This window comes from Caballeronia sp., from assembly GCF_028292365.1.
Lineage (GTDB): Bacteria > Pseudomonadota > Gammaproteobacteria > Burkholderiales > Burkholderiaceae > Caballeronia.
Window position 1 is genome coordinate 1 of record NZ_JAQGMM010000569.1, and the last position, 14,268, is coordinate 14,268.

At 59.1% G+C, this 14,268-nt stretch carries 15 protein-coding genes and 1 pseudogene; 15 read left to right on the top strand and 1 reads right to left on the bottom strand.

Going from position 1 to position 14,268, the window contains the following annotated elements; all coding sequences use genetic code 11:
• The 15 genes and pseudogenes from JWR14_RS33555 to JWR14_RS33625 all read left to right on the top strand — a co-directional run.
• A pseudogene (locus JWR14_RS33555) lies at positions 1 to 188 on the top strand (ABC transporter substrate-binding protein); the annotation flags it as partial.
• Between the two features lie 38 nt (positions 189 to 226).
• Positions 227 to 1,261, top strand: a complete 1,035-nt coding sequence (locus JWR14_RS33560; RefSeq protein ID WP_299718083.1) for an ABC transporter permease — start codon at positions 227 to 229, stop codon at positions 1,259 to 1,261.
• A 51-nt stretch (positions 1,262 to 1,312) separates the two neighbouring features.
• Positions 1,313 to 2,227, top strand: coding sequence for an ABC transporter permease (locus JWR14_RS33565; protein WP_299718085.1), 915 nt, complete (start codon positions 1,313 to 1,315; stop codon positions 2,225 to 2,227).
• A 1-nt stretch (position 2,228) separates the two neighbouring features.
• Positions 2,229 to 3,089, top strand: coding sequence for an ABC transporter ATP-binding protein (locus JWR14_RS33570; RefSeq protein WP_299718052.1), 861 nt, complete (start codon positions 2,229 to 2,231; stop codon positions 3,087 to 3,089).
• Entirely contained in the window at positions 3,086 to 3,850 is a 765-nt protein-coding gene (locus JWR14_RS33575; RefSeq protein ID WP_299718054.1) for an ABC transporter ATP-binding protein, read from the top strand. The genes JWR14_RS33570 and JWR14_RS33575 overlap by 4 nt, the downstream gene beginning before the upstream one ends.
• Before the next feature lie 261 nt (positions 3,851 to 4,111).
• Positions 4,112 to 4,522, top strand: a complete 411-nt coding sequence (locus JWR14_RS33580) for a DnaJ family domain-containing protein (protein WP_299718057.1) — start codon at positions 4,112 to 4,114, stop codon at positions 4,520 to 4,522.
• Entirely contained in the window at positions 4,519 to 5,103 is a 585-nt protein-coding gene (gene tadA / locus JWR14_RS33585; protein ID WP_299718059.1) for a tRNA adenosine(34) deaminase TadA, read from the top strand. Before JWR14_RS33580 ends, tadA begins: the two co-directional genes overlap by 4 nt.
• On the top strand, positions 5,100 to 6,026 hold the full coding sequence (ldcA, locus tag JWR14_RS33590) for a muramoyltetrapeptide carboxypeptidase (RefSeq protein ID WP_299718061.1): 927 nt from the start codon (positions 5,100 to 5,102) through the stop codon (positions 6,024 to 6,026). Before tadA ends, ldcA begins: the two co-directional genes overlap by 4 nt.
• Before the next feature lie 278 nt (positions 6,027 to 6,304).
• Positions 6,305 to 7,063, top strand: a complete 759-nt coding sequence (locus JWR14_RS33595) for a GntR family transcriptional regulator (RefSeq protein ID WP_299718064.1) — start codon at positions 6,305 to 6,307, stop codon at positions 7,061 to 7,063.
• 406 nt (positions 7,064 to 7,469) lie between these two features.
• Positions 7,470 to 8,972: an NCS1 family nucleobase:cation symporter-1 gene (locus JWR14_RS33600; protein ID WP_299718066.1), complete on the top strand. Its 1,503-nt coding sequence runs from the start codon at positions 7,470 to 7,472 to the stop codon at positions 8,970 to 8,972.
• Positions 8,973 to 9,115: 143 nt separating this feature from the next.
• The gene (locus JWR14_RS33605; protein WP_299718068.1) at positions 9,116 to 9,859 is read left to right on the top strand and encodes an aspartate/glutamate racemase family protein; all 744 of its coding nucleotides are present in this window, start codon (positions 9,116 to 9,118) and stop codon (positions 9,857 to 9,859) included.
• A 152-nt stretch (positions 9,860 to 10,011) separates the two neighbouring features.
• Positions 10,012 to 10,962, top strand: coding sequence for an allantoinase PuuE (gene puuE / locus JWR14_RS33610; protein WP_299718070.1), 951 nt, complete (start codon positions 10,012 to 10,014; stop codon positions 10,960 to 10,962).
• The gene (gene uraD / locus JWR14_RS33615) at positions 10,959 to 11,477 is read left to right on the top strand and encodes a 2-oxo-4-hydroxy-4-carboxy-5-ureidoimidazoline decarboxylase (protein ID WP_299718073.1); all 519 of its coding nucleotides are present in this window, start codon (positions 10,959 to 10,961) and stop codon (positions 11,475 to 11,477) included. The genes puuE and uraD overlap by 4 nt, the downstream gene beginning before the upstream one ends.
• Positions 11,478 to 11,542: 65 nt before the next feature.
• Positions 11,543 to 12,553, top strand: a complete 1,011-nt coding sequence (gene alc, locus JWR14_RS33620) for an allantoicase (RefSeq protein ID WP_299718076.1) — start codon at positions 11,543 to 11,545, stop codon at positions 12,551 to 12,553.
• A 28-nt stretch (positions 12,554 to 12,581) separates the two neighbouring features.
• Positions 12,582 to 13,070 carry an ureidoglycolate lyase gene (locus tag JWR14_RS33625; RefSeq protein ID WP_299718088.1) on the top strand — a complete coding sequence of 163 codons (489 nt, stop codon included), beginning with the start codon at positions 12,582 to 12,584 and terminating at the stop codon, positions 13,068 to 13,070.
• Between the two features lie 330 nt (positions 13,071 to 13,400).
• Here JWR14_RS33625 and JWR14_RS33630 read toward each other — a convergent pair.
• On the bottom strand, positions 13,401 to 14,268 hold an 868-nt coding region (locus tag JWR14_RS33630; protein ID WP_299718079.1), incomplete at its 5' end, for a urate hydroxylase PuuD.

Here is a 14,268-nt window from a genome sequence, read left to right on the forward strand (position 1 = left end):
TGGAGGAATCGTCAACGGCAAAACGCGCTCAACGCTATGAAGCGATGCAGAAGGAATTTCTCGCGAACTCGCCATTCGTGATCATGTTCCAGAAGGTCTCGCAAGTTGCGGCGCGACCGGGCGTGACAGGTCTGGAAGTCGGGCCGATCTTCGACCTCGTGTCGTACCGTGACGTGAAGAAACAATAAGCGTGGCCGCACAACTCACCGCGTTCCAGCGTCTTCAACTGGTGCTCACCCGCCACGCCGGCGTGCGCCGGACGTGGCTGTTAGGGCGCTGGCTGCTGATGCTCGCCGTAACTTTCATCGGGCTGCTCGGGGTGACGTTTTTCATCGGAAGGAAGATTCCGATCGATCCGTTGCTTGCGATGCTGGGTGAGCGCGCGTCGGCGCAGGCGTATGCAACGGCGCGCGTGGCGCTTGGGCTCGACAAGCCCTTGATCGTCCAGTTCCTGATCTATGTACGCGATGTTCTGCATGGCGACCTGGGCATGTCGCTGCTGACGTCGAACCCGGTGATAGACGACATCAAGCGCGTCTTCCCCGCGACGCTGGAACTCGCCACGCTCTCTACGTTCATTGGCATCGTGATCGGCGTACCGCTGGGCGTGGCGGCCGCTGTGCGGCATAACCGCTGGATCGATCACGTCGCACGTTTCATCGGGCTCGCGGGCAGCTCGCTGCCGGTGTTCTGGCTAGCGCTGATGGGCTTGCTGCTGTTCTACGCCAAATTGCATTGGGTATCCGGGCCGGGCCGCATAGACCCGCTATACGACGGTCTGGTCGATACCCGCACGGGCAGCTTGCTGGTCGATTCCATCCTGGCGGGCGAGTGGGACGTGTTCAAGAACGCGCTCTCTCACATTGTGTTGCCCGCGGCCATTCTCGCTTTCTATTCCATCGCTTACCTGAGCCGCATGACACGATCGTTCATGCTCGAACAGTTGAGTCAGGAATACATCGTGACCGCGCGGGCAATGGGCTTAAGTGAACGCCGCGTGATCTGGCGCCATGCATTCGGCAACATCGCAGTACCGCTTCTGACGGTGATTGCGCTTGCTTATAGCTATCTGCTGGAAGGCTCCGTGCTGACCGAAATCGTATTCGCGTGGCCCGGCATAGGCTCTTATCTCACCGGCGCGTTGCTCAACGCCGACATGAACGCGGTGCTGGGCAGCACGCTCGTGATTGGCGCCACGTTCATCACGCTCAATCTGCTGACCGACGCGCTGTATCGCGTATTCGATCCGCGCGCCCGATGACGGCCAAAGGCTCATGACGTGCTTCCATCCACAGACAATTCCACTCACACAATGAAGCCACAGCGTAAAGAGTGGCGTGCGTGGCTTCTCACCGATACCCCCGCGTCGCGCAGGCAGGCTGCATTGGGCTTGGCCTACCGTCGCTGGCGGCGTTTCGTGAGCAATCCGCTGAGCGTGTTCGGGCTGGCGATCCTGATACTGATGATTGTGTTCGCCGCGATCGGCCCGTTATTGCCGCTGCATGATCCCTTGCGGCAAGTGCTTGGCGACCGTCTGTTGCCGCCCGGTTCTCCGTCGCACTGGTTTGGTACCGACCAACTCGGCCGCGACATCCTGGCGCGGCTCGTGATCGGCTCGCGCCTCACCTTGAGCATCGCAATCCTGGTCGTGGTGCTGGTCGTGCCGGTGGGTTTGCTGATCGGTACAACGGCGGGTTTCTGCGGCGGTTTCGTCGATACCGTCCTGATGCGGCTGACCGATATCGCGCTCGCATTTCCGAAGATCGTACTGGCGCTTGCGTTCGCGGCGGCGCTCGGACCGGGCGTGATCAACGCGGTGATCGCGATCTCGATCACTGCGTGGCCGCCGTACGCCCGGCTCGCACGCGCTGAGACACTGCGGCTGGTGCAGGCCGATTTCATCCACGTGGCGCGCTTGCAAGGGGCGTCGTCCATGCGGATCTTGCTGCGTTATATCGTACCGCTGTGTTCGTCGTCGGTGATTGTGCGCGCGACGCTCGACATGGCCGGCATCATCCTCACAGTGGCGGGACTCGGTTTTCTCGGGCTCGGTGCGCAGCCGCCGAGTCCGGAGTGGGGTTTCATGGTGGCGTCCGGGCGCGGCGTGTTGCTTGACGCGTGGTGGGTCGCGACCATTCCCGGTATCGCCATTTTGCTCGTGAGTCTTGCATTCAACCTGCTCGGCGATGGTCTGCGCGATGTCTTCGATCCCCGCCAAGGAGGCTGACATGCAAGCCGATACCCTTTGTGAGATCGACAACCTGCGCATTGCATTCGAGGGCCACGACGGCACGCTGACCGAAGCAGTGCGCGGCATTTCCCTGACGCTTGCGAGGGGCGAGCGGTTGGGTATCGTAGGCGAGTCGGGGTCGGGGAAATCGTTGACCGGACGCGCACTGCTCGGGCTGCTGCCTGCATCGGCACACTGGTCAGCCGACGCCATGCGCCTCGATAACCATGACCTGCTCGCCATGCGCCCGAAGGAGCGGCGACGCCTTTGCGGCACGCAGATGAGCATGATTTTGCAGGACCCGAAGTATTCGCTGAACCCCGTGATGACGGTCGCGCAGCAGATGCGTGAGGCGTTCGGGCGGCAGTCGCCGAAGCTGAATGCGAAAGCCATGCGCGAACGGATTGTCGCCGCGCTGGAGGCCGTGCATATTCGCGATCCGCAACGAGTCGCCGACGCTTATCCGCACGAGTTATCGGGCGGCATGGGACAGCGGGTGATGATTGCCATGATGGTTTCATCGGGTCCCCAGTTGCTGATCGCCGATGAACCGACCAGCGCGCTCGATGTGCTCGTCTCCATGCAAGTGTTGTCGGTGCTTGACGAGATGATCGCCAGGCACAACACGGGGTTGATCTTCATCAGCCACGACTTGCCGCTGGTGATGTCGTTTTGCGACCGCGTGCTGGTGATGGTTGGCGGTCGAGTGGTCGAGACGTGCGCGGCATGCGATCTTGCCCACGCGCAGCATCCGTACACGCGCGGTTTGCTGGCCGCAAGTCCACCGTTACGCAATCCGCCGGACGAGCTTCCGGTGCTGCAACGCGATCCCGCATGGTTCGCCGAGGTCGCGCCATGATCGAAGCAAACGGGGTACAGGTCCGCTTCAAAACGAAAACCGGTTTCGCCGACGCAGTTCGCTCGGCGACGTTTCATGTCGATGAGGGAGACGTGTTCGGGCTCGTCGGGGAATCAGGTTCCGGCAAATCCACGGTCTTGCGCGCACTGACCGGGCTCGTACCCATCGCCAACGGGTCGATGCGGATTGGCCGTCATACGCTTGGCAAACACATCGATCGTGCCTTCAGGCGCGAAGTGCAGATGGTGTTCCAGGACCCGTACGGGTCGCTATATCCGCGTTTCACCGTAGACCAGACGCTGCGCGAGCCGCTCACGATCAACGGTATGGACCGCCACGATGCGCGCATTCTCGATGCATTGCGCGAAGTCGGTCTTGGACCCGCGTTCCGCTTCCGGTATGCACATCAATTGTCGGGCGGCCAGCGCCAGCGTGTGGCGATTGCCCGGGCGCTGATCGTGGAGCCGCGCGTGCTGCTCCTCGACGAGCCGACGTCCGCGCTCGACGTGTCCGTGCAGGCGGAAATCCTGAACCTGCTGCGGCGCTTGCATCGCGAACGCCATCTCACGATGATTCTCGTCAGTCACAACATGGCGGTGGTTGGATTTTTATGCCAACGGGTCGCGGTGATGCGCGATGGCGAGATTGTTGAGCAGCTTCCCATTGAAGCCGTCCGCGAGCAGAACGTGGCGCATGAATACACACGAAGCTTGTTGCTCGCTACAGAAGGTTATCGACGCAAGGCTGTCGATCCGGCCTAGTCCGGCTGTGTAATGTTCTCTGTCCGGCGCGAACCGCCCGTGCGCGGCCGCCTGATAGAATACCAATTTGGTAGTAGGCATCCCCGAAGCGCGTTGCGCCGGGATCGCTCACCCGGCTTCCCACGCAGCCGGCGGCCCATTGAGTGTGAATGACGCCGCGAAGCGCAACCCTCAAAACGTGACAGTCCGGCTTGATCTCGCTGCTCGATAACGTTCTTCGTCAAACGTTCGACATGCCGGTCGCCGGCACCTAAAACGCCGATGAAACTGCTAGATGCCCTGGTTGAACAGCGAATTTCAGCCGCCGCCGCGCGCGGCGAGTTCGACAACCTGCCCGGTACGGGCGAGCCTCTCGAGTTCGACGACGACGCGCTGGTCCCCGAAGAAGTCCGCGTTGCCAACCGCATTATGAAAAATGCCGGTTTCGTGCCGCCTGCTGTCGAACATTTGCGCGCGCTTTGCGATCTGCAAAGCGAAGCCTGCGGCAGCGAAGATCCGGTGACTCGCCGCAAGCTGCAAGCGAAAATGCTGGCGCTCGACATGGCGCTGGAATCCTTGCGTGGCAGTAGCACCGTCGTACCGCTTGAATATCGGCGGCGCATTGCCGAACGTTTGTCCGAGCGTATGTCGGAGAGCGGCAGGAATGTGCAAGACGAGGCCACCGAAAAGTGACTTTCACACCCACAACCGATCTCGCCTTGACGGCTGCCGCAGAACGCGACCGCCGTTTCATGGCGCTCGCGCAAGCCGCCGCGGAGCGAGCGCGCGCGCTGGGCGAAGTGCCGGTCGGCGCGGTTTTGGTTCGTGGAGAGGAAGTCATTGCAACTGGCTTCAATCATCCGATCGGGGCTCATGATCCGTCGGCGCACGCCGAAATGGCCGCATTGCGCGCGGGGTCCCTGGCACTTGAAAACTACCGGTTACCGGGTTGCGAACTCTACGTCACGCTCGAGCCCTGCATCATGTGCGCCGGTGCGATCATGCACGCGAGGATCGCCCGTGTGGTGTTCGGTGCGCACGATCCGAAGACGGGCGCGTGCGGGAGCGTTGTCGACGCCTTCGCCATCGGCAATCTGAACCACCACACAAGCGTTACCGGTGGAGTGCTTGGCGACGAATGCGCTAACGCGTTGCGCAGCTTTTTTGCCGAACGCCGGCGCGCGGTGCGTGAGGCGCGCGATGCCCGCAACGCCGTGCTACCCGATTCCATCGATCCTACTGATTCCATCGATCCACTTTCCATTCGCTCATGACACACCCGGCACGTACCATCGATCTCGTCGCACCTTCGGGTTACCCCGACTCTGAAGTGGTTGGGCGCGCGATTGAACGCCTGCGCACGCAGGGGCATCGGCTGGAGAATGTGTCGGCGACGCACCGTCGTTATGAACGTTTTGGCGGTACCGACGGTGAACGCGCCGCAGACCTGAACCGGCTCGCGGATTCTGCGCGTCCGCTGCCGGACATCGTGCTGGCGGTGCGCGGCGGTTACGGTGCTACACGCATTCTTCATGGCCTGGATTACGAGGGCTTGCAGCGCCGCTTGCAAGACCAGCCGATCGCAATCGTCGGCCATAGCGACTTCACCGCGATCCAGTTGGCGCTGTACGCGCTGGCCGGCGTGAAGACCTTCGGCGGTCCCATGCTCGCTGCCGATTTTGGCGCGGAAGAACCGAGCGCGTTCACGCTGGAGCATTTCTGGAACGCGATCACGCACCCGTCGTTCAAGGTGACGAGCCACGTGCACCAGGTTCACTCCGTCGATGTTACCGGCATGTTGTGGGGGGGTAATCTGGCGATTATTGCGTCGCTGATCGGCACGCGGTACATGCCGCCGGTGGAGGGTGGGATTCTGTTTATCGAAGACGTGAACGAGCATCCTTATCGCGTTGAACGCATGATTTATCAATTGCATCAGTCGGGGATTCTCGCGCGCCAGCAGGCGTTGGTGCTGGGCGAATTCACGGGTGGGAAACTCTCGGAGTACGACAACGGCTATACGTTCGAAACGATGCTCGATCAAGTCAGGTCGGTTATCCGGATCCCAGTGGTGACAGGATTGCAATTTGGGCACGTTCCCGAACTGCTGACGTTGCCGTTTGGCGCGACGGCGCACCTTGTGGCACGGTCGCATGGTTTTGAAATGACGCTTTCCGATTATCCGTACCTTGCGTAGCGGGTTTCACGCGATTCGAACAAACGCCCGCGAGGGCGTTTTTTTCGTTCAGCGCACCGCTTCTGAGCGCGCCCGCACGAATAACGTGCATCAGATTGTCAACAAAATGGTCGGCTTATTTATTCCTAATTGCTTAGATAATTCATTGAAATCCTTATAGGACGGGGTTTTGATGAATCGCCAAAGAGAAAAACCTGATCATGACGAAAAAAGTTTTCTGAAATTGTTGACAGTTTTTATGTCCGTCATAAGATGTATCACATAGAGCGAAGACGATCATGTCCGAAACGAAACTGAAAGATTTGTCGAAGGTGAGCGTCATCGGCACGGCGGCTTCGGTCGCTGCTGCGACGGCGGAATCGATTGCGGCGAATATTCGCGACGCCATTCTCGAACACCGTCTCGCTCCAGGCGCGAAGCTGACAGAAGCACAGTTGTGCGAAGTATTCGACGTAAAGCGCGGGACCGTTCGTTTGGCGCTGGCGCAGCTCGGCGCGGAGCGCCTGGTGGATCTTGAACCGAATCGTGGCGCGTTCGTCGCAAGCCCTTCGGTGCAGGAAGTGCACGAAGTGTTCGAGATGCGGCGAATCATCGAAATGGCGGTCGTCGAGCGGATCTGTACCGGGCACGGCACGCGCCGGCTCAAGTCGATCAGCGCGACGATCGGACGTGAACGCAAGGCCTATGAGAGCCACGATTTCTCGTCCTGGATACGGCTGTCCGGCGAGTTCCATAAGGAGCTTGCGCAGCTTACGGGCAATACTGTGCTGTGCGAATGCTTGTCGGGGCTGGTGGCGCGCTCCACGCTGATATCGGCGCTGTATGAGTCGCTTGGCAAGAGCTCGTGCAGCTTTGAAGATCATGAGCAGATCCTTGCCGCACTGGATGCCGGCGACGGAGCGAAGGCCGCCGACCTGATGGCGCGGCACTTGCAGGAAGTCGAGCTGAAGATGCTGGACCGGCCCGCACGCGGCGCGGTCGATTTACGTGAAGTCTTTTCGAAGCCGAAGGTAAGTGAGCGCGATAAAAGCGCCTGACTATCGGCCCGATTATTGGCCTGATTATTGGCCTGATTATTGGCCTGATTTTTTAGTTTGATCTGCAGCAACACCGCGACCATTCTCCGGGCGCGACGTAATACCCGTATCGCCAACGCTATCAACATCTGTAAATCGAATGAATTTGGAGACCCCGCATTCAATGAATGCGCGGACTTTCACATGCCTTTTCCGTGGACGCATGCGCGTTATTGCGCGTGCTGAGTGGATGAATTGCGTCCGGTCGCAGGTTTGCCCGCGGCTGCCGGACGGCTTAGCCCATACCGACAAGAAAGCGCTGCGTGTTGACCACGCGACGGTGCCTATTGCTATACGAAGGCTATACGAAAGCTATACGAAGTCGTCCATTCGCGGCTTGATTGCCGAGCTCATTCAAGGAGAAGTCATGGTTCAGTTCAGTGCGACCCCGGGTAGTGCTGCAATACCGTCATACGGCGACGATTCAGGTAGTAATCCTGAGCATCCTGCGGGATACAGCGACCGCCTCTATAACGATGACCTCGCACCGCTCAAACATCAGACGTGGAGCGCGTACAACATCTTTGCGTTTTGGATGTCCGACGTGCATAGCGTGGGCGGTTACGTATTCGCCGGGAGCTTGTTTGCGTTGGGCCTGACGAGCTGGCAGGTGCTGGTTTCATTGCTGGTCGGAATCGGTATTGTGAACCTGCTGTGCAACCTGATCGCCAAGCCGAGCCAGCAGGCCGGAGTTCCGTATCCGGTGGCATGCCGCGTGACCTTTGGCGTGCTGGGGGCGAATCTTCCGGCGGTGATCCGCGGCTTGATCGCGGTGGCATGGTATGGAATCCAGACCTTTTTGGCGTCGAGCGCGCTGGTGATCGTGGTGCTCAAATTCATGCCGCAATGGATGCCTTATGCCGATGTTCACAAATACGGTTTCGCCGGGTTGTCGGCAGTGGGCTGGGCCGGATTCATGCTGTTGTGGGTGTTGCAGGCCGTGGTGTTCTGGCGCGGGATGGAGATGATCAAGAAGTTCATCGACTTTGCGGGTCCTGCGGTCTACGTGGTGATGTTCATTCTGGCAGGTTACATGGTGTGGCGTGCAGGCTGGCGCAACATTGGCCTGAACCTGGGCGGCGTGAAGTACCATGGTCTGGAAGTCGTGCCGGTCATGATCACGGCCATCTCCCTGGTGGTCTCGTACTTCTCCGGTCCCATGCTGAATTTCGGCGATTTCTCTCGTTACTGCCGGAGTTTCAAGAGCGTTAAGCGGGGCAACTTCTGGGGCTTGCCAATCAACTTCCTGGCGTTCTCGCTGGTGACCGTCGTGACGACCGCCGCCACCTTGCCCGTCTTTGGCCAGTTGATCACGGATCCTGTGGAAACAGTGGGGCGTATCGATCAACCGACGGCGGTGATTCTCGGCGCGTTGACTTTCACGATCGCGACGATTGGTATCAACATCGTGGCGAATTTCGTGTCACCGGCGTTCGATTTCTCGAACGTCGCACCGCGATTGATCAGCTGGCGGATGGGCGGGATGATGGCCGCGGTGGCATCGATTTTCATCACCCCATGGAACCTCTTTAACAACCCTGCGGTAATCCACTACACGCTCGACGTACTTGGCAGTTTTATCGGCCCGTTGTATGGCGTGCTGATCGTGGATTTCTATCTGATGAAGCGTGGCAAGTTCAAGGTGGAGGAGCTGTACACGACGTCGGAAACAGGGCGCTACTGGTATAGCAATGGGGTGAACTGGCGCGCGGTGGGGGCGTTACTGCCGGCAGCCGCCATAGCGGTGGCGTGTGTGATGATTCCGTCGTTGGATGGTGCCGCTAACTTCTCCTGGTTCATAGGAGCGGGGTTGGGCGCGCTGTTCTACAGGATCATCGCGGACAAGAATTCGGTATCGAATTTCGCTTGATAAAAGTGTGCGGAGACAGGCGGCCATCGCACAGGGTTTCCCGGGATGCGATGGCGACTGCGAGAAACAATGCAAGCAGCGTTTACAGAGATGCTATGTGTTCCGAATGAAATGATGCTTGCAGGAACTGGAGGAAGGACCAAATGCGCATCAAGCTGATTAACCCGAACACAACGGAACGCATGACTTTGGCGATGGACCGTTGTGCCCGGGAGGTAGCGTCAAAAGGGACGGAGATAATTTCCGTCAGCGCTTCGATGGGGCCGCCCTCCATTGAGGGTTACTACGACGAAGCGATCGCGTCGCTAGCCTTATTGCAGGAGATTGAAAAGGGTGAGAAAGAGGGCATGGACGGTTATGTCATAGCCTGCTTCGGTGACCCCGCGTTATATGCCGCCAGAGAGTTGTCCAGAGGTCCCGTCATCGGCATCGCAGAAGCGGCAATGCATGCAGCAAGCGTCATAGCGCCGAGTTTCAGCGTAGTGACAACCTTGAAACGCACCTGCACGATGTCCTGGCACTTGGCGGAACGCTACGGCATGAAGCGTTTCTGCAAGAACATCCGTGCGACCGACGTAGCGGTCCTGGACCTGGATATCCCCGGGTCCAGAGCGCGCTCGATCATCATAGAAGAGTGCCGAAAGGCTTTGGTGGAAGACGATGCCGAGTCGATCGTCCTGGGCTGCGCAGGCATGGCCGAGTTTTGCCACGAGATTGAAGATGCCATCGGCGCGCCGGTCATCGAGGGCGTGACAACCGCGGTGAAATGGGCGGAAGCGTTGATTGCGCTAAAGCTGCGAACATCGAAACGCGGCGACTATGCCCGCCCGCTCGCGAAGCAGTATGACGGCGCGCTAGCACCGTTTAGTCCAGGGAAACCCCAATAAAACGCCTGGACCATACACCTCGGCTGACCCGCAATATCTGCGTATGAATATGGGCGTGACGATGTGTTTTCGCTAAACTGACCCATCGTCGCGCGGGTCTGTCAGTCTGTAACCGTGTGCGGCCCCATCGACCTCCACGCACTCATCCAGCCATGTCGAATGAATCGAAGTATCCACGCGACCTGATCGGCTACGGCCGGTACCCCGTGCAACCGAATTGGCCCGGCGACGCACGCATTGCCGTGCAATTCGTGCTGAATTATGAGGAAGGCGGGGAAAACTGCGTACTTCATGGCGATCCGGCATCGGAACAGTTTCTGTCGGAGATCGTGGGCGCAGCGGCGTATCCGTCTCGTCACATGAGCATGGAGTCCATCTACGAATACGGCTCGCGTGCCGGCGTCTGGCGCATCCTTCGCGAGTTTGAAAAGCGTGACTTGCCGCTTACCGTGTTCGGCGTGGGCATGGCGATCGAACGTCACCCGGATCTGGGCCGGGCGTTCGTCGAATTGGGGCACGAGATCGCGTGCCATGGGTACCGGTGGATCCACTATCAGGACATGTCGCCGGAGAAGGAAGCGGAGCACATGCGGCTCGGCATGGAGGCCATTGAACGCGTGACGGGCGTGCGACCGCTTGGCTGGTACACAGGGCGCGACAGTCCGAACACGCACCGGCTGGTCGCGGAGCATGGCGGCTTTCTGTATGACTCGGATTATTACGGCGACGACCTGCCGTTCTGGATGGACGTGGAGGTCAGCGGTGGCTCGAAGGTGCCGCATCTGATCGTGCCTTACACGCTCGACACTAACGACATGCGTTTTGCCACGCCGCAAGGTTTCAACACGGGGGAGCAGTTTTTCACCTACTTGCGCGACGCGTTCGACGTGCTCTACGAAGAAGGCAGCGAAGCGCCGAAAATGTTGTCCATCGGCATGCATTGTAGGTTGCTGGGACGCCCGGGACGCTTCCGTGCGCTGCAGCGTTTCCTGGATCACATTGAACAATATGATCGTGTATGGGTGACGCGGCGGGTTGATATTGCGCGGCATTGGCGCGAGCATCATCCGTATGAAGGCACGGCGGGGGCGAGCAAGTCATGAGTATCGTGCGGATCACTTTGGACCAACTGAATGCGCTGCCTGCCGGCGCTTTTATCAGCACACTTTCCGGTATCTTCGAACACTCTCCGTGGGTACCGGAAGCGGCGCTTTGGAAGCGGCCCTTCACGAGCATCGACCAGCTTCATGATGTCATGACGACGATCGTCGATCAGGCGGGCGAAACGCGGCAACTGGCTTTGATCAACGCCCACCCCGAGCTTGCGGGCAAGGCGGCGGTGCGGGGTGAGCTCACGGACGAATCCACGCGCGAGCAAAGCGGCGCCGGCCTCAATTTGTGCACGCAGGAAGAGTTCGACAGATTGCAGGCGCTTAACGCGGGCTACCGCGAGAAGTTTGGATTTCCCTTTATTTTGGCTGTGCGCGGGTTTGACCGCCACGGCATTATCGCGAATTTCGAGGCGCGTTTGCATCACGGCCGCGACATAGAGTTGCGCGAGAGTCTTCAACAAATTTACCGGATAGCGCGCTTCAGGCTCGACGATTTGCTTGGTTAATCAAGCTTGAATATCCTAATTCCTGAACGCAGCGCATCGCTTTCAAAACCTTATAAGGAAACATCATGGCTGCCCCTACACTCGATCCCAACGCGCCCGAATTCACGCGCCGCTATGTGAACCTTGCGGACCCGCGGTTGGGCGCGCAGGCGCTTGAGGCCAGCGACGAATTTTTCGCACCGAAAGAGCGGATGCTCAATCCGGAGCCGGCTGTGTTTATCGTGGGTAAATACGACGATAACGGCAAGTGGATGGATGGCTGGGAAACGCGTCGCAAGCGGGTGAGCGGGTTCGACTGGTGCGTGGTGAAGCTGGCGCGTCCGGGTGTGATCAAAGGTATTGATATCGATACTAGCCACTTCACGGGCAACTTTCCGCCGGCGGCGTCTATCGAAGGTGCGCACGTGGTGAATGGTGCGCCGACGCAGGCGACGCAATGGACGGAAGTCGTGCCGTCCATGACGTTGCAGGGGAACACGCATCATTACGTGGACATTGCCAGCGAGCAGCCGTTCACGCATCTGCGCGTGAACATTTACCCGGATGGCGGTATTGCACGGTTGCGTGTGTATGGACAGCCGCAGCTTGACTGGAGCAGCGCTAGCCGCACCGAGCTATTCGATCTCGCCGCCATGGAAAATGGCGCGTACATTGTTGGCGCGAACAATCAGCATTTCGGGCCCGCTTCGACCTTGCTGATGCCGGGACGCGGCGCAAATATGGGCGATGGCTGGGAGACGCGTCGCCGTCGTGAGCCGGGGAACGACTGGTGCATCGTGGCGCTTGCTCAGCCAGGCGTGATCAAGAAGATCGAAGTGGATACGGCGCATTTCAAGGGCAATTACCCTGACCGGTGTTCGTTGCAGGCGGCATATGTGAAGGGTGGAACGGACAGTTCGCTTGTCACGCAGGCCATGTTTTGGCCGGTATTGCTGGGCGAGCAGAAGTTGCAGATGGACAAGCAGCATGTGTTCGAGTCGGAGTTGACCGCGTTGGGTCCTGTGACACACGTGCGGTTCAACATTTATCCGGACGGTGGTGTATCGCGGTTGCGGTTGTTTGGCGCGCTTGTTTGATGCTGGCTTGCATGACATGGGTTTCACGATGAAAAAACTGGCGATTGAACCGTTGACCCGGGCGGCGTTTGAACCGTTCGGCGATGTCATTGAGCTTGAGGGTGCGAAGCAGATTCCGATTAATCTCGGGACGACGATTCGTTTCCACGATCTTGCCCGGATTGATGTTGAAGATGAGGGCGGCAGGGCGCTTGTGAATCTGTTTCGCGGGCAGCCGCGGGTGCTGCCGTTCGAGGTGTCGATGCTGGAGCGGCATCCGTTGGGGAGTCAGGCATTTTTGCCGCTCAACGACCGGCCGTATCTGATTGTTGTGGCGCCGGCGGGGGAGCTTGATGAAGGAGCCATTCGTGGGTTCGTTACTCGTGGATGGCAAGGGGTGAATTATGCCAAGGGCGTCTGGCATCATCCGTTGATCGCACTTGGCGAAGTGAGCGACTTTATTGTTGTGGATCGTGGGGGGGATGGTTGTAACCTCATCGAGCTTCAGCTTGATGAGTCGGTTTGGTTAATGGTCTGACTTTCCGCTCGCGCTCGGGGGATGGTTTTCGGGGGTAGCGGTCGGGGTACGTGCCGGGTTGCTAGATTCTAGAGTTAGCGGTCTGGGTCAATACCGGGTTGCCGCTTTCGGGCTTAGCGGTCTGCCTAGGTTGGCTAACAGTGATAAAGAGAACAACTAACTCAAGCAGACCACGAACACCGAAAGCAGCAACCCGGCATTGACCCAAAACCGCTAACCTCAGAACCCTGGCACCAAACCGCTTGCTAACCACTCGCACCGCCCAAAACCCCAACCGCGCCAGCAGACAATCCCCGTCCACCGGCGCCAGCAAATCCAACCCTCGAAATCCTACTTCAAAGCTCCACCCTGAAACCACGCAGCAATCTTCGACCGCTCACCATCAGTCATCTGCGTAACATTGCCTAGCGGCATTGCCTTCAACACCACAGCCTGCTGATAAACCCGCTGCGCGTTCAACGAAATCGACTCTGGCGTATCCAGTAAAACCCCCGCAGGAGCCGCGCCCATCATCGTCGGATGAGCCGCATGACACGTCGCGCACCGCTGCTGCAGGATCGGCTCAATATCGGCCACACGAATCGAAGGCGCACCCGCCACGGGCGCAACCGTTGGCACCCCCTTCGGCATGGTCCACGCGAACGCGCCAAACATCAGCAGCACACCAATCACCGGCAAATACCACAACACCTGCCCACGATGCCGCATCACAAAGAACTGTCGAATCAGCGCACCTGCCAACATGATGATCAGCAACACAGCCCAGTTATAGGGATGCGTATAAGTCATCGCGTAGTGATTCGACAACATCACGAACACCACCGGCAACGTGAAATACGTGTTGTGCACCGAACGCTGCTTTCCGCGCTTGCCGTAAATGGCATTCGGCACTTCGCCCTTGAGCATGGCCTCGACCATCTTGCGCTGACCAGGAATGATCACGAAAAATACGTTCGCCGACATGATCGTGGCCAACGTCGCGCCCGTGATCAAATACGCGGCACGCCCCGCAAATACATGGCACGCAAGCCACGCCGCGATGATCACATAAACGCCCACGCAGATGCCGAGCAAACCATCGCGATTGCCCAGCAAGCGGCACAGCGAGTCATACACAATCCAGCCCGCCAGCAAGAATGCCAGCGCCGATGAAACCGCGACCACAGGCCCCATATCGAGCACGTTCTTATCGATAAGA

Coding starts and splice junctions, on each gene's coding strand:
- JWR14_RS33565 (WP_299718085.1), top strand. CDS start 1,313: ATGAAGCCACAGCGTAAAGAGTGGCGTGCGTGGCTTCTCACCGATACC.
- JWR14_RS33570 (WP_299718052.1), top strand. CDS start 2,229: ATGCAAGCCGATACCCTTTGTGAGATCGACAACCTGCGCATTGCATTC.
- JWR14_RS33575 (WP_299718054.1), top strand. CDS start 3,086: ATGATCGAAGCAAACGGGGTACAGGTCCGCTTCAAAACGAAAACCGGT.
- JWR14_RS33580 (WP_299718057.1), top strand. CDS start 4,112: ATGAAACTGCTAGATGCCCTGGTTGAACAGCGAATTTCAGCCGCCGCC.
- ldcA (WP_299718061.1), top strand. CDS start 5,100: ATGACACACCCGGCACGTACCATCGATCTCGTCGCACCTTCGGGTTAC.
- JWR14_RS33595 (WP_299718064.1), top strand. CDS start 6,305: ATGTCCGAAACGAAACTGAAAGATTTGTCGAAGGTGAGCGTCATCGGC.
- JWR14_RS33600 (WP_299718066.1), top strand. CDS start 7,470: ATGGTTCAGTTCAGTGCGACCCCGGGTAGTGCTGCAATACCGTCATAC.
- JWR14_RS33605 (WP_299718068.1), top strand. CDS start 9,116: ATGCGCATCAAGCTGATTAACCCGAACACAACGGAACGCATGACTTTG.
- puuE (WP_299718070.1), top strand. CDS start 10,012: ATGTCGAATGAATCGAAGTATCCACGCGACCTGATCGGCTACGGCCGG.
- uraD (WP_299718073.1), top strand. CDS start 10,959: ATGAGTATCGTGCGGATCACTTTGGACCAACTGAATGCGCTGCCTGCC.
- alc (WP_299718076.1), top strand. CDS start 11,543: ATGGCTGCCCCTACACTCGATCCCAACGCGCCCGAATTCACGCGCCGC.
- JWR14_RS33625 (WP_299718088.1), top strand. CDS start 12,582: ATGAAAAAACTGGCGATTGAACCGTTGACCCGGGCGGCGTTTGAACCG.